At 62.1% G+C, this 20,040-nt stretch carries 19 protein-coding genes and 1 pseudogene; 11 read left to right on the top strand and 9 right to left on the bottom strand.

What is annotated here, in order from left to right:
• Positions 1-177 precede the first annotated feature (177 nt).
• On the top strand, positions 178-1,557 hold the full coding sequence (locus tag PVV54_RS07015) for a sodium:solute symporter (protein ID WP_274909239.1): 1,380 nt from the start codon (positions 178-180) through the stop codon (positions 1,555-1,557).
• Between the two features lie 56 nt (positions 1,558-1,613).
• On the opposite strand, the gene PVV54_RS26500 is transcribed toward PVV54_RS07015, so the two are convergent.
• Together PVV54_RS26500 and ptrR are read right to left on the bottom strand one after the other, a co-directional pair.
• Positions 1,614-1,742 (bottom strand): PA1414 family protein, encoded by a 129-nt coding sequence (locus PVV54_RS26500; RefSeq protein WP_342456607.1) that lies wholly within the window; start codon positions 1,740-1,742, stop codon positions 1,614-1,616.
• 124 nt (positions 1,743-1,866) lie between these two features.
• On the bottom strand, positions 1,867-2,760 hold the full coding sequence (ptrR, locus tag PVV54_RS07010) for a putrescine utilization regulator PtrR (RefSeq protein ID WP_274909238.1): 894 nt from the start codon (positions 2,758-2,760) through the stop codon (positions 1,867-1,869).
• A 106-nt stretch (positions 2,761-2,866) separates the two neighbouring features.
• On the opposite strand from ptrR, the gene PVV54_RS07005 reads away from it, so the two are divergent.
• Entirely contained in the window at positions 2,867-4,057 is a 1,191-nt protein-coding gene (locus PVV54_RS07005) for an MFS transporter (RefSeq protein WP_274909237.1), read from the top strand.
• On the opposite strand, the gene PVV54_RS07000 is transcribed toward PVV54_RS07005, so the two are convergent.
• Positions 3,999-4,925 carry a DMT family transporter gene (locus PVV54_RS07000; protein WP_274909236.1) on the bottom strand — a complete coding sequence of 309 codons (927 nt, stop codon included), beginning with the start codon at positions 4,923-4,925 and terminating at the stop codon, positions 3,999-4,001. The two genes, PVV54_RS07005 and PVV54_RS07000, sit on opposite strands and share 59 nt — an antisense overlap.
• 300 nt (positions 4,926-5,225) lie before the next feature.
• Between PVV54_RS07000 and PVV54_RS06995 the strand changes: the two genes are divergently transcribed.
• The 3 genes from PVV54_RS06995 (at position 5,226) to PVV54_RS06985 (ending at position 6,209) form a co-directional block, all read left to right on the top strand.
• Positions 5,226-5,528 (top strand): type II toxin-antitoxin system RelE/ParE family toxin, encoded by a 303-nt coding sequence (locus tag PVV54_RS06995; RefSeq protein WP_274909235.1) that lies wholly within the window; start codon positions 5,226-5,228, stop codon positions 5,526-5,528.
• Positions 5,521-5,814 carry an addiction module antidote protein gene (locus PVV54_RS06990; protein WP_274909234.1) on the top strand — a complete coding sequence of 98 codons (294 nt, stop codon included), beginning with the start codon at positions 5,521-5,523 and terminating at the stop codon, positions 5,812-5,814. Before PVV54_RS06995 ends, PVV54_RS06990 begins: the two co-directional genes overlap by 8 nt.
• Before the next feature lie 122 nt (positions 5,815-5,936).
• Positions 5,937-6,209, top strand: a complete 273-nt coding sequence (locus tag PVV54_RS06985) for a hypothetical protein (protein WP_274909233.1) — start codon at positions 5,937-5,939, stop codon at positions 6,207-6,209.
• Between the two features lie 179 nt (positions 6,210-6,388).
• Here the strand turns inward: PVV54_RS06985 and PVV54_RS06980 are convergent, their stop codons facing one another.
• The gene (locus PVV54_RS06980; RefSeq protein WP_274909232.1) at positions 6,389-7,750 is read right to left on the bottom strand and encodes a DEAD/DEAH box helicase; all 1,362 of its coding nucleotides are present in this window, start codon (positions 7,748-7,750) and stop codon (positions 6,389-6,391) included.
• 104 nt (positions 7,751-7,854) lie between these two features.
• Between PVV54_RS06980 and PVV54_RS06975 the strand changes: the two genes are divergently transcribed.
• On the top strand, positions 7,855-9,153 hold the full coding sequence (locus PVV54_RS06975; RefSeq protein WP_274909231.1) for a mechanosensitive ion channel family protein: 1,299 nt from the start codon (positions 7,855-7,857) through the stop codon (positions 9,151-9,153).
• 137 nt (positions 9,154-9,290) lie between these two features.
• Here PVV54_RS06975 and PVV54_RS06970 read toward each other — a convergent pair whose 3' ends face one another.
• Complete coding sequence (locus tag PVV54_RS06970) at positions 9,291-9,560, bottom strand: DUF3077 domain-containing protein (protein WP_274909230.1); 270 nt, start codon at positions 9,558-9,560, stop codon at positions 9,291-9,293.
• Between the two features lie 81 nt (positions 9,561-9,641).
• Positions 9,642-9,884: a hypothetical protein gene (locus PVV54_RS06965; RefSeq protein WP_274909229.1), complete on the bottom strand. Its 243-nt coding sequence runs from the start codon at positions 9,882-9,884 to the stop codon at positions 9,642-9,644.
• A gap of 445 nt (positions 9,885-10,329) precedes the next feature.
• Between PVV54_RS06965 and PVV54_RS06960 the strand changes: the two are divergent.
• Positions 10,330-10,590, top strand: a pseudogene (locus PVV54_RS06960) (mechanosensitive ion channel family protein); the annotation flags it as partial.
• 344 nt (positions 10,591-10,934) lie between these two features.
• Here the strand turns inward: PVV54_RS06960 and PVV54_RS06955 are convergent.
• The 3 genes from PVV54_RS06955 to PVV54_RS06945 form a co-directional block, all read right to left on the bottom strand.
• Positions 10,935-12,308, bottom strand: a complete 1,374-nt coding sequence (locus tag PVV54_RS06955; RefSeq protein ID WP_274909228.1) for a purine-cytosine permease family protein — start codon at positions 12,306-12,308, stop codon at positions 10,935-10,937.
• Between the two features lie 73 nt (positions 12,309-12,381).
• Positions 12,382-13,260 carry a carboxylate/amino acid/amine transporter gene (locus PVV54_RS06950; protein ID WP_274909227.1) on the bottom strand — a complete coding sequence of 293 codons (879 nt, stop codon included), beginning with the start codon at positions 13,258-13,260 and terminating at the stop codon, positions 12,382-12,384.
• A 115-nt stretch (positions 13,261-13,375) separates the two neighbouring features.
• Positions 13,376-14,122 carry an outer membrane beta-barrel protein gene (locus PVV54_RS06945; RefSeq protein ID WP_274909226.1) on the bottom strand — a complete coding sequence of 249 codons (747 nt, stop codon included), beginning with the start codon at positions 14,120-14,122 and terminating at the stop codon, positions 13,376-13,378.
• A 313-nt stretch (positions 14,123-14,435) separates the two neighbouring features.
• Between PVV54_RS06945 and PVV54_RS06940 the strand changes: the two genes are divergently transcribed.
• Genes PVV54_RS06940 through PVV54_RS06925 form a run of 4 tightly spaced genes read left to right on the top strand, consistent with a single transcriptional unit; the run spans position 14,436 to position 20,038 of the window.
• Positions 14,436-16,457, top strand: a complete 2,022-nt coding sequence (locus PVV54_RS06940) for a capsular polysaccharide biosynthesis protein (protein WP_274909225.1) — start codon at positions 14,436-14,438, stop codon at positions 16,455-16,457.
• Positions 16,397-17,716, top strand: a complete 1,320-nt coding sequence (locus PVV54_RS06935; RefSeq protein ID WP_274909224.1) for a capsule biosynthesis protein — start codon at positions 16,397-16,399, stop codon at positions 17,714-17,716. The genes PVV54_RS06940 and PVV54_RS06935 overlap by 61 nt, the downstream gene beginning before the upstream one ends.
• A complete protein-coding gene (locus PVV54_RS06930; RefSeq protein WP_274909223.1) occupies positions 17,713-18,489 on the top strand; it encodes an SDR family NAD(P)-dependent oxidoreductase in 777 nt (258 codons plus the stop codon). The genes PVV54_RS06935 and PVV54_RS06930 overlap by 4 nt, the downstream gene beginning before the upstream one ends.
• Complete coding sequence (locus PVV54_RS06925) at positions 18,482-20,038, top strand: LTA synthase family protein (RefSeq protein WP_274909222.1); 1,557 nt, start codon at positions 18,482-18,484, stop codon at positions 20,036-20,038. Before PVV54_RS06930 ends, PVV54_RS06925 begins: the two co-directional genes overlap by 8 nt.
• Positions 20,039-20,040: the final 2 nt, after the last annotated feature.

The following is a 20,040-nucleotide window of genomic DNA, read 5'->3' as shown; positions in this document are numbered from 1 at the left end:
TGAAAACCCGGGGCCGCTTCGCAGCCCTTTCGCGACACAAGGCCGCTCCCACAATCGGGCAGTGATGGACTGATACAACGGCAGGAGCCATGACACCTACACGACAAGACCGCCGGGCGCCGTGAACACGCCCGCGTGGTCGATCTCGCCATAATAAAGATAATCGGGAGACCCCCAATGGCCTTGGACATCATCGTTGTAATGATCTATGCCGCCGGCATGCTCGCACTGGGCTGGTACGGCATGCGCCGTGCAAAAACCCACGAAGACTACCTGGTGGCCGGCCGCAACCTGGGCCCAACCCTGTACATGGGCACCATGGCCACCACCGTACTCGGCGGCGCGTCCACCGTAGGCACCGTGCGCCTGGGCTACGTCCACGGCATTTCCGGCTTCTGGCTGTGCGCAGCACTGGGCCTGGGCATCATCGCCCTGAACCTGTTCCTCGCCAAACCGCTGCTGCGCCTGAAGATCTTCACCGTCACCCAGGTGCTGGAGCGTCGTTACAACCCCATGGCACGCCAGGCCAGCGCAGCGATCATGCTCGCTTACGCCCTGATGATTGCAACCACTTCGACCCTGGCCATGGGCACCGTGCTGCAAGTGCTGCTGGATGTGCCGTTCTGGATGGCCATGCTGTTTGGCGGTGGCGTGGTGGTGGCGTACTCGACCATCGGCGGCATGTGGTCGCTGACCCTGACCGACATCGTGCAGTTCGTGATCAAGACCGTGGGCCTGATGTTCATCCTGCTGCCGATCTGCCTGTACAACGCAGGCGGCTGGGACGCCCTGGTGACCAAGCTGCCAGCGGCAAGCTTCAGCTGGACCACCATCGGCTGGGACACCATCATCACCTACTTCCTGATCTACTTCTTCGGCATCCTGATTGGCCAGGACATCTGGCAGCGGGTGTTCACCGCCCGTGACGAAAAGGTCTGCCAGCGCGCCGGTACCACCGCCGGTATCTACTGCGTGCTGTACGGCCTGGCCTGCGCCCTGATCGGTATGGCCGCTCATGTGCTGATGCCCGACCTGGCCAACCCGAACAACGCCTTTGCCGAAATGATCAAGGGCCAGTTGCCGGAAGGTGTGCGTGGCCTGCTGATGGCCGCTGCCCTGGCTGCGATGATGTCCACCGCCAGTGCCGGCCTGCTGGCTGCGTCGACCACCCTGACCGAAGACCTGCTGCCCAAGCTGCGCGGCGGCAAGCAGTCGAGCCTGGGCGTCAACCGCCTGTTCACCCTGCTCACCGGCCTGGTGGTGCTGGGCATCGCCCTGGCGGTGAACGATGTGATCAGTGCCCTGACCCTGGCTTACAACCTGCTGGTGGGCGGCATGCTGATTCCGCTGATCGGTGCCATCTTCTGGAAACGCGCGACCACCGCCGGCGCCATCGCCAGCATGTCGCTGGGCTTTGCCACCGCGTTGTTCTTCATGTTCAAGGATGGCCTGGATGCCAACACCCCGATCTACTACAGCCTGGCGATTGGCCTGGTGAGCTTCGTGGTGGTGAGCCTGCTGTCGCGAAAGCCAGTGGGTGAGGTGAAGCTGGCCTGATCGGCTGGCAACAAAAAGGCCGCTGCATCAGCGATGATGCAGCGGCCTTTTGCATTTCAGCGACGACGTGGCTGGCGTTTGCGCTGCTCTTCGTCAGTCGGGATCGGCACCGGCTGCAAGGGTGGTGGGATCAGCCCCAATGCGACCGCCAGGTCGTGGAGCCAGTTGTTCATAGGTCTATTCATAATGCCCCCTTGACGGGTCAGCCTCACGGTCAATCAAACTTCAGATGTTTTATACAGATCATAGTCCGATGTCCTGTACTACGCATGCCCTTAATCCTACAGATAAGGGCCAGTTTGACGCGGATCAAGCGGAAACGGCGTATTCCGACGATTGGTTAATCGTTTCGCTTTGTTGCAAGTCGACCCACGCCTGCAAATTCGCCCCGCGCATGCCCTGGCGCCACATCAGCCACGTCTGCGCCTGATCGAACGGCGCCTGCAGCCTGTGAACCTTCACTGCGCCGCGCCCCGGCAGGCTGTCGAGCATGGACTGGGCCATCATGGCCACGCCTGCACCGGCAATCACGCAGGCCAGCATGGCTTGGTACGACTCGATTTCCATCACCCGGCCCATTGGCGTATGGGCGTGGGCGTACCAGGCTTCCAGCCGCATGCGGTAGGAACAGCCCTGGCGGAACGTGAACACGGCCTTGCCCGCCACATCCTTGGCGCTATGCACCGGCGGGTGTTCCGGGCTGGTGATCATCACCAGCACCTCGTCACACAGCAGCACCCCATCGAGCCCGGCCAGGCGTGGCGGGCCATCCATGAATGCGGCATCCAGGCGATGGCTCAGCAATCCCTCAAGTAAATCCCCTGTGGGCGCCGCCTGCACCTGCAGGTTCACCGCCGGGTAGGCCTGGTGGTAACGCGCCAGCAAGGCCGGCAGGTGGATGGCTGCGGTGCTGTACATCGTACCCAGCACGAAATCCCCCGCCGGCTGGCCGCCCTGCACCGCTGCCACAGCCTCGTCATGCAGTGCGGCCAAGCGATTGGCGTAGTCCAGCAACACCTTGCCTGCGGGCGAAAGCTGCAGGCGCTGGCGCTCGCGCAAAAATAACTCCACGCCCAATTGCTCTTCAAGCTGACGCAGGCGTGTGGACAGGTTGGACGGCACCCGGTGCAAGCGCTCGGCGGCGCGCGTGATCGAACCCTCCTCGGCCACGGCCTGGAAGATGCGCAGTTGGCTGAACTCCATAGCATTCTCCAAAACAGAACAACTTGATCATCATTATTCAATTTTATTGAAAGTCAATCCGCCCTACCCTGCCATCCATCGCTTACCCTCGCGCAGGAGTTATCTCATGTCGCCGCTCGTACAACTGCTGGCCAGCGCCGTGGCCCTGATGATGGCCATGGGCATCGGCCGCTTTGCCCTGACCCCGCAACTGCCGCAACTGATTGCCGAGGGCCAGTTCGACCTGACCGCCGCCGGCCTGGTGGCGGCAGCCAACTACCTGGGTTACTTCCTCGGCGCACTGGACGCCATGTTCGCCCGCAAACCGGGGCAAGTGCGGCTGCGCCTGCATGGCGGGCTGTGGTTGTGTGTGCTGCTGACACTGGCATCCTGGGCCGCCAACGGCTTCTGGGCGCATCTGCTGCTGCGCTTTGGCACCGGGGTGGCCAGCGCCTGGGTGCTGGTAATGATTACCAGCCTGAGCCAACAGATAGCCAATGCGCATCAGCGCCAGCGTGCCGGGGCACTGGTGTTTGCCGGGCCTGGCGTCGGCATTGCCGTTACCGGCCTGTTGGCGCTGGTGGCGCACTTGTTCGGATTGAGTTCGGCAGCGTTGTGGTTGGTTTATGCGGTGGCCGCGCTGGTCATGCTGCTGGCCGTGCTGCCTTGGCTGCCTCGCCCGCAGGAAGCTGCCGTGGCATCGGTGCAACAGCCGGTGCGCAATGTCGGCATCGGCCGGCTGGGCCTGGTGTACGCCTTGTATGGGATTGGCTATATCCTGCCAGCGACCTTCCTGTCGCAAATGGCCAACCAGCAGTTTCGGGGCAACTGGATGGCCGACCTGTTCTGGCCAGCCTTTGGCGTGGCCGCAGCGTTGGGCGTATGGTTGGTCAGCCTACGGCGCGCGGGCCGCACCTCAACCTGGCTGACCGTGACGCTGTGGCTGCAGGGACTGGGGGTGCTGGCCTGCCTGATGGGTGGTGGCGTTGGCCTGGCGCTGGGTGTGGTGCTGTGCGGCACGCCGTTTTTGGCCTGCATGCAGCTGGTGATGCAACGCTCGCGCGAGTTGGCGCCGCATGCCACGCAGCGTAATGCCGGCTTGCTGACAGCCTGTTTTGCCCTGGGGCAACTGAGCGGGCCGTTGCTGGCGGCGGTCAGCAACCATTACAGCGGCAGCCTGCAACCGGCGCTGATGCTGGCTGCGGCGGGGCTGGGGGTGGCCGGCGTGCTGGTGATTGCGGGCCAGAACCGGAAAAACCTCACCCTAACACCCGACGCAATTGCTGCTTCACCCAAGGCTCGGCACTCACCAATATAACGCCCATCAGCACCATCACCGCCCCTAGCACGAAGTTGGCGCTCAGGGGCTCATCCAGCAGCAGCACCCCAAAGGTGACGCCGAACAGCGGTGTGATGAACGAGAACACGGCAAGGTTCGAGGCCAGGTACTTGCGCAGCAACCAGAACCAGGTGAGGTAACTGACAAAAGACACCACAATGCCCTGGAACAGCACACTGCCCACCGCCAACGGCGTCAGCGTCACGTTGCCGATCTGCCCGCTGAACAAGGCAATCAGCAACAACCCGGCGAAACCGACTGCCAGTTGATAGAACAAGGTCAGGGTCGCCGGGGCTTCCGACAGCCGCGACCCACGGATCACCACCGTGGTTGCGCCCCACGCCAGGCCTGCCAACACGCCCAGGGCATCACCCAGCAGCATGCGCCCGTCCATTTCCGCGAATGACATGCCCCCGGCAAATGCTGTGGCGATACCGCCGAAAGCGAGCAGGATGCCCAGCCACTGCAACAGGCGCAGGCGTTCGCTTGGCAACATGAAGTGCAGCCCAAGGGCCGTGAACACGGGTGCGGTGTAGAGGAACACCGACATGTGCGCCGCCGAGGTCAGCTTCAGGCCTTCTGCAATGAACAGGAATTCCAGGCCGAACAAGCCCCCCGCCACCAGGCCGGCGCGCCAGGTACTGCCCACTTGCTCCCAGCCACCGCGCCAGCACACCAGCAGCCCCACCAGCACTGCCGCGATGCCGTTGCGCAGGGCGGCCTGCATGACGGGCGCGATGTCCACCGCGGCGGATTTGATCAGTACCTGCTGGCAACCCCAGATCAGGCACAGGCCCAGCATGACCTGGAAGGCGAAGGCGTCGGGGTTCTTGCGGGCCGCGCTCATGGGCGGGCCTCCACGGTGAAGATTGGCATTGGCAGTAGCTCGGCAGGTTCAAGAAAATCCGATTATCGGTTTTCCTTGGGCAGCGTTGCCAGCTTGATAACGACCTCTGGCGAACTCCACTAACGCTCAAGCCTGCCATCACGCCTGCAAAGTTAACTATTGCAGCAGATTTCTAGACTAGTGGAGTTCAGAAATGGACTACACGAGAAAGTGCTCCTGGTTCAGTTGGCTCCAAGGTAGCAACCTGCAGAAACCATTTGCAGCGTTACCCGAATGTATTTTATAAACTACATTCGTTCGATGAAAAAAATCGAATCCAGCAGCTTCAGGAAGTGGGTGATCGGACTCAAAGATGCCAAGGCAAGAGTCAGGATCATCTCGCGCATCAACCGACTCATGGAAGGCATATCCGGCGATGTCTCGCCGGTTGGGCATGGCGTCAGTGAACTCAGAATCCACCTCGGGCCTGGCTACCGTGTGTACTTTCACCAATCGGGCGATACCTTGGTGATATTGCTTTGCGGTGGTGACAAAGATAGCCAGCAACGAGACATCAAGGCTGCCCACCAGATTCTGCGCGCGTGGAGGATGCAAAATGACTGACACCTTTTTTGAGTTTGACCCGGCCGACTACCTCACTACACCCGAGGCCATCGCACTATTCATGACCGACGCCCTGGAAACAGGAGACGCCAGCTACGTGGCCAAAGCTGTCGGTGTGGTGGCACGGGCCAAAGGTATGACGGAGTTGGCCAAAGAAACCGGCTTGTCTCGTGAACAGCTTTATCGCTCGTTCAGCGAGCACGGCAACCCAACGCTCAAATCATTTTTGGCGGTAATGAAAGCACTGGGTATAGACATGACCGCAACGCCTCATCTGGCACGTTAATCATCAACTGTGGGTGGCGGGTCCATATACCCAGGGATATAGGCCACCGCCTGTCGCGGTGGCTGAACCAAGCGGGCCAGTAGCACCTCCACCGGGCATGCCCACGTATGGAGGATCAAAGGATGAAACTGTTACTGCCGATCGTCTGCGCAACCGCCCTGCTGGGCGCGCTGCCCGCCTGGGCCTGTACGCCGGAGGAAGCCACCCAGAAACGCGAAGAACTGGCCGGGCTGGTGAGCCAGCTGACCGAGCAAAATGCGCAGAAGGCCAAGGAAATTAATGAAGAGCTGCAGGGGATGGAGCTGGGGACGGCGAGTAAGGACTTGCCCGACAAGTGTCAGTTGATCGACAAGCGAATTCAGGAATTGAAGACAGCAGAAAAGAAAGCTTCGTAACACAACGCTTGTAGGAAGCACGGGGTCGGTGACTGCAGGAGACCTGTAGGAGCGGCCTAGTGTCGCGAAAGGGCTGCGGAGCAGCCCCAGCAATTCCAGCGTCAACGCTGAGATCGTGGGGCCGCTTTGCGGCCCTTTCCGACCGGTCCGGCGCCCCGGCAAGGCCGCTCCTACAGTGCTTACTCGGCAGTGGACTTGCGCTTCTTCAGCGGCGCCATGCCATCCGAACTGGTGAGCGGCGCATTGGCTCTCGGCTTGGCCGTGGGCTTGCGCTTGGCTGCGGTTTTCTTTTCACCCGTCTTCTTGTCGACCTTTTTCTTCTTCGCCCCGACCGCCTTGCCCGACGCCTTGACCTTCTTCGGCCCGCTGTAGGTGCCCTTCACTTCCTTGATCACCCGGCGCTCGAACTGCTGCTTGAGGTAGCGTTCGATGCTCGACATCAGGTTCCAGTCGTTGTGGGTGATCAGCGAAATCGCCAGGCCTTCACCGCCGGCACGGCCGGTACGGCCCACGCGGTGCACGTACTCGTCGCCGCTGCGTGGCATGTCGAAGTTGATCACCAGGTCCAGGCCGTCGATGTCCAGGCCACGGGCCGCCACGTCAGTGGCCACCAGCACCTTGGAGCTACCCTGCTTGAAGCGCTCGATGGCCAGCTTGCGGTCCTTCTGGTCCTTTTCGCCATGCAGCACGAAGGCTTTGACATCCTTGGCCACCAAGTGGCCATAAATGCGGTCGGCCAGGGCACGGGTATTGGTGAAGATGATGGCCTTGTCGAAGGTCTCGTTGGCCAGCAGCCACTGCACGATCTGCTCTTTGTGCTGGTCGTGGTCGGCGGTGATGATCTGCTGGCGGGTGCCTTCGGCCAGTTGCGAAACGCTGTTGAGCATCAGGTGCTCAGGGTCTTTGAGCACCTTGCCGATGATGTCGCGCAGGGCTGCACCGCCGGTGGTGGCGGAGAACAGCAAGGTCTGTTCGCGGTTCTCGCATTCCTTGCACAGGCGCTCCATGTCTTCGGCAAAGCCCATGTCGAGCATGCGGTCAGCTTCGTCGAGGATCATCACCTGCACATGGGACAGGTCGAGGTTGCCGGCGTTGAGCTGCTCGAGCAGGCGGCCCGGGGTGCCGATCAGCACGTCCGGCACCTTGCGCAGCATGGCGGCCTGTTCCTTGAAGTCTTCGCCGCCGGTGACCAGGCCCGCCTTGATGTAGGTGAACTGCGAGAACAGCTGCACTTGCTTGAGGGTTTGCTGGGCCAGTTCGCGGGTCGGCAGCAGGATCAGCGCGCGGATTTCGACGCGCGGGCCGCTCAGGTCGACCAGGCGGTTGAGCAGCGGCAGCACGAAGGCTGCGGTTTTGCCGCTACCGGTCTGCGCGGTCACACGCAGGTCGCGCCCTTGCAGGGCCAGGGGAATGGCCGCGGCCTGCACCGGGGTTGGCTCGACAAATTTAAGCTCGGCCACGGCTTTAAGCAGGCGTTCGTGCAGGGCGAATTGGGAGAACACGGAGGTAACCTCAGGCAAGTGCGGGAAATTCAGTTGCATAGGGTAACGTTTTCTGCCGCCTTAGCCGAATTTCTTTTGGCAACTTTGTCGGCTTCCGCGCTCTAATGGCGCTTCGTTTCGCTGTAAAAGACCTTCTACACGCTATGGATATCCAACAAATCTGGCGCGACAGCCTCGACCTGTGGGGCACGCTCGACCAACATCCCCTGCTGCACGCGGCCATCGGCCTGGCCGTGCTGCTGGTGATTTCTCTGGTGCTGGGCCGCCTGGCACGCTTCCTGATGCTGCACGCCACCCGCCTGCTGGCGCGCCAGAGCGCCCTGGCCTGGCTGGAAGACCTGCGCCACAACAAGGTGTTCCACCGCCTGGCCCAGACCACGCCGTCGCTGGTGATCCAGTTCGGCCTCAAACTGGTGCCCGAGCTGTCCGACACCGCCCAGCACTTCCTCGGCAACGTGGCGCTGGCCTTTACCCTGCTGTTCATGACCCTGGCGCTTTCGTGCCTGCTGGACGGCCTGCTGGCCATCTACGCCCGCACCGAACACGCCCGCACCCGCTCGATCAAGGGCTACGTGCAGCTGGCCAAGATGATGCTGTGGATCTTCGCCTCCATCGTCATCGTCGCCACCCTGATCGACCGCTCGCCGCTGTTGCTGCTGTCTGGCCTGGGTGCGATGTCGGCGGTGCTGCTGTTGGTGTACAAGGACACCCTGCTGTCGTTCGTCGCCAGCGTGCAGCTCACCAGCAACGACATGCTGCACGTGGGCGACTGGATCGAAATGCCGCAGGTGGGTGCCGATGGCGATGTGGTGGACATCACCCTGCATACCGTCAAGGTGCAGAACTTCGACAAGACCATCGTATCCATCCCCACCTGGCGCCTGATGAGCGAGTCGTTCCGCAACTACCGCGGCATGCAGCAATCAGGCGGGCGGCGGATCAAGCGCAGCCTGTTCATCGACGCGGCAGGGGTGCGTTTCCTGACGCCGGACGAAGAGCACCGCCTGAGCCAGATAAGCCTGCTGGGCGACTACCTGGCCGGCAAGCGCCAGGAGCTGATGGCCTGGAACGAGGCCCTGGGGCCGGTGCCGGAGCTGGCGGCCAACCGGCGCAAGCTGACCAACATCGGCACTTTCCGCGCCTTTGCCCTGGCCTACCTGCAGAATCACCCCAACGTGCACAAGGGCATGACCTGCATGGTGAGGCAGATGCAGACCAGCGCCGAAGGGGTGCCGCTGGAGATCTATTGCTTCACCACCACGACGGTGTGGGCCGACTATGAGCGGATTCAGGGGGATATCTTTGACTACCTGCTGGCGGTGCTGCCGGAGTTTGGGTTGAGTTTGTATCAGCAGCCGAGTGGCAATGATATGCGGGTGGGGTTGGCGGGGCGGGCGGCTACAGAGGTGACGCCGCGTCGGCTAGAGATGGACGAGGCTTGAGATCGCCGGGGCCGCTTTGCGGCCCTTTCGCGGCTGAAGCCGCTCCTACAGGAATTCCGACCTGTGGGAGCGGGTTTACCCGCGAAGAGGCCAACAACTACACCGCAAAACAAAAGGAGAGCGGCACATTGGCTGTTTCAGGCGTTCTTCATCATACCCAGTTCAGCATCGTCTAGCAGTGCCTTGGCTAGAGCGCAGAGGTAGTGCGAGGCCCAGAGTAGCTGGGGTTTGTCATCCATCAGGCCATCAATGGAAAGGTCACGAGCGTAGCCCATCAATTCTGAGGCTTGTTCTCGGGCGCTCTGGCAAGGGATGCCGGGCTCGATGCGGAACAATGGATGGGTCTGATTTTCACCTTGGTAAAAGGTGGTTTTGCCAACAGTGAAATGAGTTTCTTCGGTGGCCACGAGTTCTTCTCCCTGAAATTGTTGATGCCTGGGCTGGCGCGTCACCGGTAAGCCAACGGCCCAGGCAAATCATGGCGCGGACTAATGCAGCGGCTGTGCATCCGTTGGCTTTTGAACTTGAGCTAACGCTGACTCGAGCAACCTGCGAAGGGTTTCCAGTTCGTGCATCGACGTCATCATCAAAACCGAGACGGGTGATTTCGGCTGCATCAATCGCGCTTGCTGAGCGACGGCTTCTGCGCAGAGTGCGTAGTCCGCAGCCATCAGCAGCGTGTCTTCCAGGGAATGGAGGTTGAACGGTGGATCGGGGACTATCTTCAACATGGTGTAACCCTCAATTTGTGGCTGGGGACCACCACCATTTGCTGTCAAACAAAGGGTGGCAGCTGTGCACGGGTTGACAGACCGGTCAAATTGAGAAACCCGGCGCACCCGAAGGCGCCCCACGCACAGCCGCCATTGAAGGCAAAGCTGAGGATTGTAATTTGAGTCGGCCTGTCAAAGCCGGTCGTTGAATGGCAACGACCGGCTGAGACTAGAGGGCGACTCATGACACCACAATGGCTGACAGTATCTTTGGGAAACGTCCTACAAAAAAGAGGCAAAATCTGATTTTTTAGCCATTAGGTTCTGTACGAAAAGTCTTGAGACGCAGGTCAGGCAAGGCTGTTTTCAACGCAGCATGAAAAAGTATCAAGGCTTTTCGTACAGAACCTAGGGGGCTTTCTGCCCGAAATCACTCGAGTAGGTAGTAGTGTGTAGATAGTAATCGGTGACCTGCATGGTGCGGCAGATGCAAACCCGTGCCGAGGGCGTGCCGCTGGAGATCTACAGCTTCACCACTACCACCGTGTGGGCCGACTATGAGCGGATTCAGGGGGATATCTTTGACTATCTGTTGGCGGTGCTGCCGGAGTTTGGGTTGAGTTTGTATCAGCAGCCGAGTGGGAATGACATGCGGGTGGGGTTGGCGGGGCGGGCGCCTTTAGAACCCATCACGCGCCGCCTAGAAGAGGTGAGTGAGGTCTGAAATCGCTGGGGCTGCTTTGCAGCCCTTTCGCGACACAAGGCCGCTCCTACAGGAATTTCCTTCTCCTGAGCATTGCGAAATACCTGCGGGAGCAACTGATGCCCATTCGCGAGATAAGCCCATTCTCACCTGATATCGCGCGCGTCTCAGCGGATGCGATCGGTGTAGGAGCGGGTTTACCCGCGATCACCGGCGCAGCCGGTGCCATCCACCACGGTGTCTTTTGCACGGGTAAATCGCACCGGCAAGCAAGACGCCCACAGAGTCAGCCCAGGCAAATAAAGATGGACGCGGGTTTAGAATGCCGGGGCCGCTTTGCGGCCCTTTCGCGGCTAAAGCCGCTCCTACAGGGGGTCGTATTTCAAGGGGGTGGGCAGCGGCTTGCTTGCGCGGCTGTGGACCATGCAGTAAAGCGCGCCGGCCAGGATCAGGCCCATCGCCCAGCTGATGTCCGCGCCCAGCCACTCGGCCACGAAGCCGGTGTAGAACGACAGTTTCATGAACGGGATCGTGCCAATGATCGACACGGCGTACACCGCCAGGGTGCGCCGATTGAAGCGGCCGTAACGCCCTTTGCAGTCGTACAAAGCCCCCACGTCATAGCGGCCCCTGCACACCCAGTAATAATCCACCAGGTTGATCGCGCTCCACGGAATCAGCAGGTACAGCTGGCCGATCAGGATGTCGGCGAAGAACGTGTCGAAATGGTACTGGGTGGCAATGGCTATCAGCGTTGCAGCTGTGGTCAGGCAAGCCATGACCATCGCTTTGGCCGTCGCGGTGACGTGGGTGATGGGCTTGAACGCGCCAAAAATGGTCACCGCCGACATGTAGGCGCTGTACAGGCACAGCACGTTGTACTGGATCACCCCCAGCGCAATCACCGCCAGCGCCAATGGTGCCCAAGAGCCAAACAGCGCAGCAATGGCCGTTGCAGGGTCGTGCCCCAGCGCCGCGGGGAGTTCCACGGCCACCAGCGCACCCAATGCCATCATGGCGAAAGAGCCCAACGCACAACCGCCGTAGGTGGCCCAGAACGTGGCGCGCGGGTTGACGTTGGCCGGCAGGTAACGCGAGTAATCCGCCACATAGGGGCCGTAGCCCAGCGTCCAGGAGGCGGCTTGGGCCACGATCAGGCTGAAGGCGGTGAATGAAAAGCCGGTACCTAACGCTGCGGCCCTGTCGCCTGGGTGCAGCAGGATCAGCAGCAAAGCCCCGGCAAACACCAGCGTGGACAGCAAGCTCATCCACGCGCCCAGGCGGTGAATGAGTTCGTAGCCAATGAAGCCGATGATGAAGGTCAGTACCCCGACCACCACAATCGCCTGGCCATCGCTCATCGGCACCAGCGCCTGCAGGGCCTCACGCATCAGCACACCGCTGGCGGCCAGGAACAGCACCGCCGCCGTGACCATCACCAGCAACGGGATCGCCGCACCATGGACGCCGAACTGCGCCCGGCTCTGGATCATCTGCGGCACACCCAAATGAGGGCCCTGGGCAGAGTGCGCAGCCATGAACACGGTGCCGATCAGGTTGCCAACCAGCAGGGCCAGCAACGTCCAGCCAAAACTCAACCCCGAAGCGGCGCCCAAGGTGCCGACCATCAGCGCGGTTATCTGGAAGTTGGAGCTGAACCAGATGGTGAACAGTCGTTTCGGCGTGCCATAACGCTCAGCGTGTGGGACAAATTCGATACTTCGCGTTTCTAGCTTCACGCCGGTCTCCCGATTCATTTTCATGATTATCGGGTAGGCACCGGCGGGGTTTGGGTTCAGTAACGAACGCGTCTTAGCTAGTTACGTCATGGCTTATCTGACCGCGCCGTGTCCCCAACCGGCTCATCCAGACCGACGCCAGAATCACCGCCCCGCCAATGAACAACCGGCCCAACGGCTCGTCCTGGTTCCAGATCAGCAAATTCAGCAGCAGGCCCACCGGTACAGGCAGGTTGTTCATCACCGCCAAGGTTGCGCCCGAAACCAGGCAGGCGCCCTTGTTCCACCAGTAAAGCCCCAACGCCGTCGGGCAAAGCCCCAGGAACAGCAACACCAGCCATTGCACATCGGTCGTGGGCAGGTGCTGGGCATTGCCAAACAGCAGGAACGCCGGCAGCACGACGATCAGGGCGCCCAGGTAGAAGTAGCCAAAGCGCTTGTAGTGCGGCAAGTCGCTGGGGTGGCGCGCGACCAGGTGGCGGTACAACACCTGCCCCGCGGCATAGGTGAAGTTGGCCAATTGCAGCAGCAGGAAGCCGATGAAGAACTCGCCGCTGATGGTGTCGAAGCGGATCACCGCCGCGCCCGCCACCGCCACCAATGCGGCCAGCAACGCCCATGGGTTGAAACGCCGGTTCAGAGCGTCTTCGATCAGCGTCACGTGCAGCGGCGTGAGGATGGTGAACAGCAGCACTTCGGGCACGGTGAGCACGCGAAAGCTCAGGTACAGGCAGACGTAGGTGATGCCGTACTGCAACGCGCCAATCAGCAGCATCGAACGCATGAAGCGCGGCTCGACCTGGCGCCAGCGGGTCAGTGGCAGGAACACCAGCCCCGCCAGCAGCACGCGGGCGAGCACGGCGAAGTAGCTGTCGACGTGCCCGGCCAGGTACTCGCCGATCAGGCTGAAGGAAAACGCCTGGATCAGCGCGACGATTATCAGGTAGCCCATGGTTGCCTCATGTGGATCAAGGCCGCGACCTTAGCGACTTCGGGGCGTGGAGATCAACCATGAGGAATGTGGGGGTGTAAACCGCGCGCCGCCTGCACGGCGCGCGCCATCACCGTTAAAACGCAATCCCCAGCTTCACTCCGTACTCGTTGCGCTTGAGCTCGGTGTTATCCGCCAGCAGCGATTGATCATCCAGCTCGTAGTTGGACCGAATGTAGTAAACCCCCGCCTGAATCGGAAAATCCCCCTGCTGGTTCATCAGCAACGTCACCTCGGCATAGGGGTTGGTGCGGTCTTTCATGTCGCCGGTGTCGTCACCAAAATCTTCCACATCCAGCTTCACCCGGCCATCGAAGGTATGCCGCACGCCAGCCTCCACGCGCAGGGTGGCCGCGTCGAACTGGTGGTTGTAGCCCAACGCCGCCTTGGCGAAGGGCGATTTGTAGGTCAGGTCGGTGTCCAGGTTGTGCGACACCAGCTCAAAGCGCTGCCACGTATACCCCACCCCCACAATCACGTCGGCAAAGTTGCGGGCATCCATCGCCACGCGCCAGCCCAGGTCCACCGCTGCGCGGGCATCCTTGAACTTGTAATCATCACGCTCGGCATATTTGCCTTCTGCACCCACCTGGTACACCAGGCCGGCCTCCGCTGTCATCTTGTTGCCGAAGCTTGCAAAGATACCGCCCTCCCCTACGTGTTCGCTTTGCGACTGCCTGCCGCCATGGAAGGTGAATTCGTCATAGGCACCCAGTGCGCCAATGACAAACCGTGGTTCGGTGCTGGGGGCGGCGTTTGCCGCGAAAGGGGCGCCCATCAGGGCGAGGAGGCAGGTGTGACGTAGCAGGTTGCGTTTATGCATGCGGGAGGTCTCCATGACGTAATTCGAATGACGAACCCTGTTTACGAGAATAGCGGCGGTGACAAAGTTCGGAAAAAATTCACCAGATTCATGCAACGTAGTGATTCGTCACATAATCCCCTGCAAACGCGAACTGATGTCATTCTGATGCCATCCGTCGGCATTTCCGCACAATGTCTAATTTCTTTATAGATAAAGTCTCTAAAAGCCGAACCCGAAATGTGAAATTGTATTAAGATTCCGCGCGCTGAATTTTGGATCCCTTGGCCGGTCCTGCTCTCCTTTTTCTGGTACGGAACTCCGCTTTTCGCTTATGGACGACGCGTCACCCCGCCCGCGCTTGCTGGTCCTGTCAAAGGGCGCCCAGCGCATCACCACCTTGCCCGCCCTGCTGCCCGATTACGCGCTGCACAATGGTGCCGTGCGTGACGTTCCCCACAGCGATTGGGTAATGGCCTGGGGCCGCAAGCCCAGCGCGATCAAGGCCATGGCCGAAGCACGCAAGGCGAGCAAGGCAGTGCTCACCCTGGAAGACGGGTTTGTGCGGTCTGTAGGGCTGGGTGCCGATGAGCCGCCGCTGTCGCTGATCGTCGACGACGTGGGCGTGTACTACGATGCCAGCCAGCCTTCGCGGCTGGAGCAGTTGATTGCCACGCCACTCAATGCTGAACAAACGGCTCGCGCGCTTGCGCTGCGTGACTTGTGGCAGCAGCAGCGGGTGTCCAAATACAACGACGCCCGCATCGAGCACCCGCTGTTGCCAGACGATTGCGTACTGGTGGCCGACCAGACCTGCGCCGATGCCTCGCTGCAAGGCGCCGGGGCCGATGACTTCAAGGCCATGCTCGACGCCGCCCTGGTGCGCTACCCGTACAGCACGATTCTGCTGAAGGTGCACCCCGACGTGATGGCAGGGCGCAAGGCCGGGCATTTTGACCTGGCGGCCCTTGCCGGCCACCCGCGTGTGCAGGTGCTGGCCCGCAACATTCACCCGGCCGAGCTGCTGCCGCGCATGCGCGCGGTATTCGTGATGACTTCACAATTGGGCTTCGACGCGCTGTTGTGGGGAGTACCGGTGCACACCTGGGGCATGCCGTTTTATGCCGGTTGGGGCCTGACCGACGACCGCCTGCCCGCCCCGTCTCGCCGCAAGCCGGTGCCCTTGGCGCAACTGGTGCACGCCAGCCTGGTAGCCTACCCGCGTTATGTGTGCCCCGAGCGCGGCACGTCGTGCTCGCCGGAGGTACTGATCCGCTGGCTGGGCCTGCAGCGCCGCCACCGCAGCGTGCTGCCGGGGAGTGTGCAAATGCTGGGCTTCAGCCGCTGGAAAGAGCCGCTGGCCGACCTGTTCTTCAACGGTGCGGCCATCCGCTTCGTCAAGGCCGAGCAACCGCTCACCCGCGACTTACCGGTGGTGTCGTGGGGCTGCAAACATGACCACGACCTTGATGGCCACCCCCACCCGGTCAACCGTGTGGAAGACGGCTTCCTGCGCTCGGTCGGCCTGGGTGCCGGCAAGGCGCGCCCGCTGTCGTGGGTGGTGGACGATCTGGGCATCTATTACGACGCCACCCGCCCCTCGCGGCTGGAACGCATCCTGGCCAGCGAAACCTTTACCCCCGAACTGCTCGCCCGCGCCGCCGACCTGCGCCAGGTCATCTGCCGCTCGGGCCTTACCAAATACAATCTGCCCGGCGCCAGCTGGCAACGCCCGGCTGCGGCCGAGCGGGTGGTTTTGGTTACCGGGCAGGTAGAAGGCGATGCGTCGATCCGCTTCGGTGGCAACCGCATCCGCAGCAACCTGCAACTGCTGCGCGCCGTGCGCGAGCACAACCCCGGCGCCTGGGTGCTGTACAAGCCGCACCCCGAAGTGCTGGCCGGCACCCGCGCGCGGGGCGATGACGAAGCACAAACGGTGCACTGGTGCGATGAAGTGATCGGCGACACGCCACTGCAGCAACTGCTGGAAGTGGTGGACGAAGTGCATGTGCTCACCTCGCAGTCCGGCTTCGAAGCCTTGCTGCGCGGGGTGCCGGTGACTACATACGGCCAGCCGTTCTACGCCGGCTGGGGGCTGACCCGCGACATGGACCTGCAATTGCATGTGCAGGCCCGGCGCTCACGGCAACTAAGCCTGGATGAGCTGGTGGCCGGGACGCTGCTGCTCTACCCCACCTACGTAAGCCGCATCACCAACCGCTTCACCACTGCAGAACAGACGCTGTACGAACTTCAGAATTGGCACGCGCTACCCCAGCAAGGAGCTACCTCCCGATGGCAGGACTTGAAACGACGCTTGAGCAGTTTGTTGGGCTGGATGCGCCCGACCAACTGACAGCAAGGTCGGCACGTGGTCCGCTGCTGCGTATCCCGACCCATAATTTTCTCTTTCTTCAAGGCGTCAGTTCACCGTTCTTCGCGCGCCTGGCCCAAGCCCTGCGTGGCATCGGCCAGCGGGTGCACAGCGTGCGCTTCAACATGGGCGACACCCTGTACGGCGCCAGCGGCCCTCACCTGAGCTGCCCGCACCGCGCCGAAGACATCAGCGCCTGGTACGCCCAGGTATTCCGCCAACTGGACATCACCGACATCGTGCTGTTCGGCGACTGCCGCCCGGTGCATCGCCCGGCGGTGCAGCTGGCGCGCCTGCATGGCGTGCGCGTGCATGTGTTCGAAGAAGGCTACTTCCGGCCCTACTGGGTGACGCTGGAGCGCGACGGGGTGAACAACCACTCGCGCCTGCCGCGTGACCCGCAGTGGTACCGCGAGGTGGGCAAGCACATCCCGCGTTACAACAACGGCAATGCCTTCAAGCTGTCGTTTGCCGCCCGTGCCACCCACGATGTGCTGTACCACGCAGGCGGTATGCTCAACCCGCTGTGCTACCCGCGCTACCGTACCCACGCGCCCTTCAGTGCGGCCACCGAATACGCGGGTTTCATTCGCCAGGGCCTGCGCCTGCTGCGCGCCCGGGTGCACGACGATGCGCTGGTGGCCGAAGTGGCCCGCGAACGGCACCCGACCTTCCTGCTGCCCTTGCAGCTGGACAGCGACTCGCAAATCCGTGACCACTCGGCGTTCGCCAACATGGAGCAGGTGATCGAGCACGTGATCGACTCGTTCTCGCTCAACGCCCCGTTCGATGCACGCTTGCTGATCAAGAACCACCCGCTGACACCGGGGTTGGTCAACTACCGCAAAGTCACGGAGCGGCTGGCCGCCAAGTATGACGTGGCCGAGCGCGTGCACTTCATGGAAAGCGGTCACATGCCCACGCTGCTGTCGCACATCGCCGGCATGATTACCGTCAACAGCACCGCCGGCGCATCGGCCATCCTGCACCACCGCCCCACCTTCACCCTGGCTGAGCCGATCTACGCCATGCCGGGGCTGACCCACCAAGGTGGGCTGGACAGCTTCTGGCAGCAGCCCGAGGCGCCCGACAACACGTTGTTCCAGCGTTTTCGCAACACGGTCATCCACACCACCCAGGTCAACGGCGGGTTCTATACCGGCTGCGGCATGGACATGGCCGTGGCCAACTGCCTGGAAGTGCTGATGGCCAAAACCTCAAGAATCGAAAAATACCTATGAACCACACTGCTTCGCCGCGCTGCATCCTCATTACCGGCGCCACCGGCGGCATCGGCGGCGCACTGGCGCCGGCCTACGCCGCACCGGGCGTGACGCTGATCCTGCAGGGCCGTCGCCAGGACCGCCTGGGCGAAATGGCCGAGCAATGCCGCGCCCTGGGCGCCACCGTACTGCTGGAGGCCCTGGACGTACGCGACCTGGACGCCTTGCGCGCGATGGTGCGCCGCGTCAGCGAAGCCCATCAACCCGACCTGGTGCTGGTGGGCGCCGGCCTGAATACCGCCGTGGGCGCCAACGGCGAAGCCGAATGCTGGGACGACAGCCGCGCGTTGATGGAAGTGAACGTGATGGCCGCCCTGGCCACCGTCGAGGCTGCCCTGCCTGCCATGCGTGCGCGTGGCCACGGGCAAATCGGCCTGTTCAGCTCGCTGGCCGGCTGGCGCGGCCTGCCCGTTACGCCCACCTACAGCGCCAGCAAGGCAGCGATCCGCGTGTATGGCGAGGCAATCCGCGACTGGCTGGCGCCGGAAGGGGTGAAGGTGAATGTGATCGTGCCGGGCTATGTGGAGTCGAAGATGTGTTTCGAAATGCCCGGGCCCAAACCGTTCCTGTGGACTGCCGAAAAAGCCGCCAAGCGCATCAAGCGCGGGCTGGCAGCCAACCAGGCGCGTATCAGCTTCCCCTTCCCGCTCAACCTGGGCACCTGGCTGCTGGGGCTGATCCCGCAGTGGCTTTCTTCGATGATTTTGCGTGGGCTGAAGTACAGTGATTGATGTTCCTCTTTTACCGGTTGCTGTCATTGGCCTTGGCCTGAGCATTCTGATCGAATGCCTGCTGGTGCCACGCCCCTCCCTGCGCCGCCCGCTCAGTTGCTGGATGCTGCATGTGGGGTTGTGGTGCGTGGCGTTCGAGGTGCTCTACGGCATTACCGGCCGGCCGCTGTTCACCGGCATCAACCTGTTGTTGCTGTGGTTGCTGATCGTGCTGGTGAGCAACACCAAGTACGAGTCGCTGCGTGAACCGTTCGTGTGCGCAGACTTTGAATACTTCATTGACATGGTACGGTTCCCACGGCTGTACCTGCCGTACTTCGGCTTCGGCAAGGCTGCGGTGCTGGCGCTGGCGTTCCTTTGCTACTTGTGGGCCGGGCTGAGTTTCGAGGTGCCAGGCAATCGCAGCGAGGGGTTGCTTTCGCTGGCTATCGGCCTGGTTTTGGTACGCCTTGGGCGGCGGCAGGTACAACCGACGTTCGACGCGGAAAAGGATGTGCGGGACTGGGGGTTGGCGGCCAGCCTGTGGAGGTATTTCTGGGCAGCGCGGGGGAAAGTGGACCGGGATGGGTTGGGGTCGCCGTTTGCCAGGGCGGGCCTCATCGCGGATAAATCCGCTCCTACAGGGGCACGCGCAGTTCCGGCGATGAAACCAGACCTGGTCTCCATCCAGAGCGAATCTTTCTTCGACGCCCGCTCCCTGTGGCCCGGCATCCGCCCGGAAACACTCAACCAGTTTGACCAACTGGCCCGCGAATCCCTGGCCCACGGCAAGCTGCAAGTCGCCGCCTGGGGCGCCAACACCGTACGCACTGAGTTCGCCTACCTCACCGGCATCCCGGTAAGCCAGCTGGGTGTACACCGCTTCAACCCCTACCGGGTACTGGCTCGCCAAGGCCTGCCCAGTATTGCCGCGCACCTCAAGGCGCAGGGCTACCGCACCGTGTGCATCCACCCCTATGACGGCAGCTTCTACGGCCGCGACAAGGTACTGCCAGCCCTGGGCTTCGACGACTTCATCGACGTACGCGCCTTCAACGCCTCGCAAAAGGCCGGCCCGTTCATTGGCGATTGCGCCGTGGCCGACAAGATTCGCGAACTGCTGCAGGCCGACCGCACCCAGCCGCTGTTCATCCATGCCATCACCATGGAAAACCACGGCCCGTTGCATCTCGAAAGCGTGGCCGATCACGAACTGCCCACCTGGTTCGACCGTCCGCTGCAACCCGGCATGAAAGACCTGGCGCCCTACCTGCGCCACATCGCCAACGCCGACCGCATGCTGGGCATGCTGCGCGAAACCCTGCTGGCCCAGCCCAACGAGGCGCTGCTGTGCTTCTTTGGCGACCATGTACCGATTCTGCCCGAGGTATATCAGGCCATCGGCGAGCCGGCTGGCGACACGGACTACTTCGTGTGGTGCAACCGCCGCCAGCCGGGCAGTCAACCCCGTGCAGTCGGCGTCGAGACACTGGCCAGTACGTTGCTGGCCCATGCTCATGCCCCCGCCACCGGCGCCCAACCGCGCTCGGCGGCAATCGGGGTTGCCTGAGG

Source organism: Pseudomonas sp. PSKL.D1 (assembly GCF_028898945.1).
GTDB lineage: Bacteria > Pseudomonadota > Gammaproteobacteria > Pseudomonadales > Pseudomonadaceae > Aquipseudomonas.
Note: the sequence above shows the minus strand (reverse complement) of the source record. Positions and strands in the feature narration are given on the sequence as shown.

What these genes read in the sequence shown, in the direction of transcription:
- PVV54_RS07015 (WP_274909239.1), top strand. Translation starts at nt 178, where the DNA reads ATGGCCTTGGACATCATCGTTGTAATGATCTATGCCGCCGGCATGCTC.
- PVV54_RS26500 (WP_342456607.1), bottom strand. Translation starts at nt 1,742, where the DNA reads ATGAATAGACCTATGAACAACTGGCTCCACGACCTGGCGGTCGCATTG.
- ptrR (WP_274909238.1), bottom strand. Translation starts at nt 2,760, where the DNA reads ATGGAGTTCAGCCAACTGCGCATCTTCCAGGCCGTGGCCGAGGAGGGT.
- PVV54_RS07005 (WP_274909237.1), top strand. Translation starts at nt 2,867, where the DNA reads ATGTCGCCGCTCGTACAACTGCTGGCCAGCGCCGTGGCCCTGATGATG.
- PVV54_RS07000 (WP_274909236.1), bottom strand. Translation starts at nt 4,925, where the DNA reads ATGAGCGCGGCCCGCAAGAACCCCGACGCCTTCGCCTTCCAGGTCATG.
- PVV54_RS06995 (WP_274909235.1), top strand. Translation starts at nt 5,226, where the DNA reads ATGAAAAAAATCGAATCCAGCAGCTTCAGGAAGTGGGTGATCGGACTC.
- PVV54_RS06990 (WP_274909234.1), top strand. Translation starts at nt 5,521, where the DNA reads ATGACTGACACCTTTTTTGAGTTTGACCCGGCCGACTACCTCACTACA.
- PVV54_RS06985 (WP_274909233.1), top strand. Translation starts at nt 5,937, where the DNA reads ATGAAACTGTTACTGCCGATCGTCTGCGCAACCGCCCTGCTGGGCGCG.
- PVV54_RS06980 (WP_274909232.1), bottom strand. Translation starts at nt 7,750, where the DNA reads ATGCAACTGAATTTCCCGCACTTGCCTGAGGTTACCTCCGTGTTCTCC.
- PVV54_RS06975 (WP_274909231.1), top strand. Translation starts at nt 7,855, where the DNA reads ATGGATATCCAACAAATCTGGCGCGACAGCCTCGACCTGTGGGGCACG.
- PVV54_RS06965 (WP_274909229.1), bottom strand. Translation starts at nt 9,884, where the DNA reads ATGTTGAAGATAGTCCCCGATCCACCGTTCAACCTCCATTCCCTGGAA.
- PVV54_RS06950 (WP_274909227.1), bottom strand. Translation starts at nt 13,260, where the DNA reads ATGGGCTACCTGATAATCGTCGCGCTGATCCAGGCGTTTTCCTTCAGC.
- PVV54_RS06945 (WP_274909226.1), bottom strand. Translation starts at nt 14,122, where the DNA reads ATGCATAAACGCAACCTGCTACGTCACACCTGCCTCCTCGCCCTGATG.
- PVV54_RS06940 (WP_274909225.1), top strand. Translation starts at nt 14,436, where the DNA reads ATGGACGACGCGTCACCCCGCCCGCGCTTGCTGGTCCTGTCAAAGGGC.
- PVV54_RS06935 (WP_274909224.1), top strand. Translation starts at nt 16,397, where the DNA reads ATGGCAGGACTTGAAACGACGCTTGAGCAGTTTGTTGGGCTGGATGCG.
- PVV54_RS06930 (WP_274909223.1), top strand. Translation starts at nt 17,713, where the DNA reads ATGAACCACACTGCTTCGCCGCGCTGCATCCTCATTACCGGCGCCACC.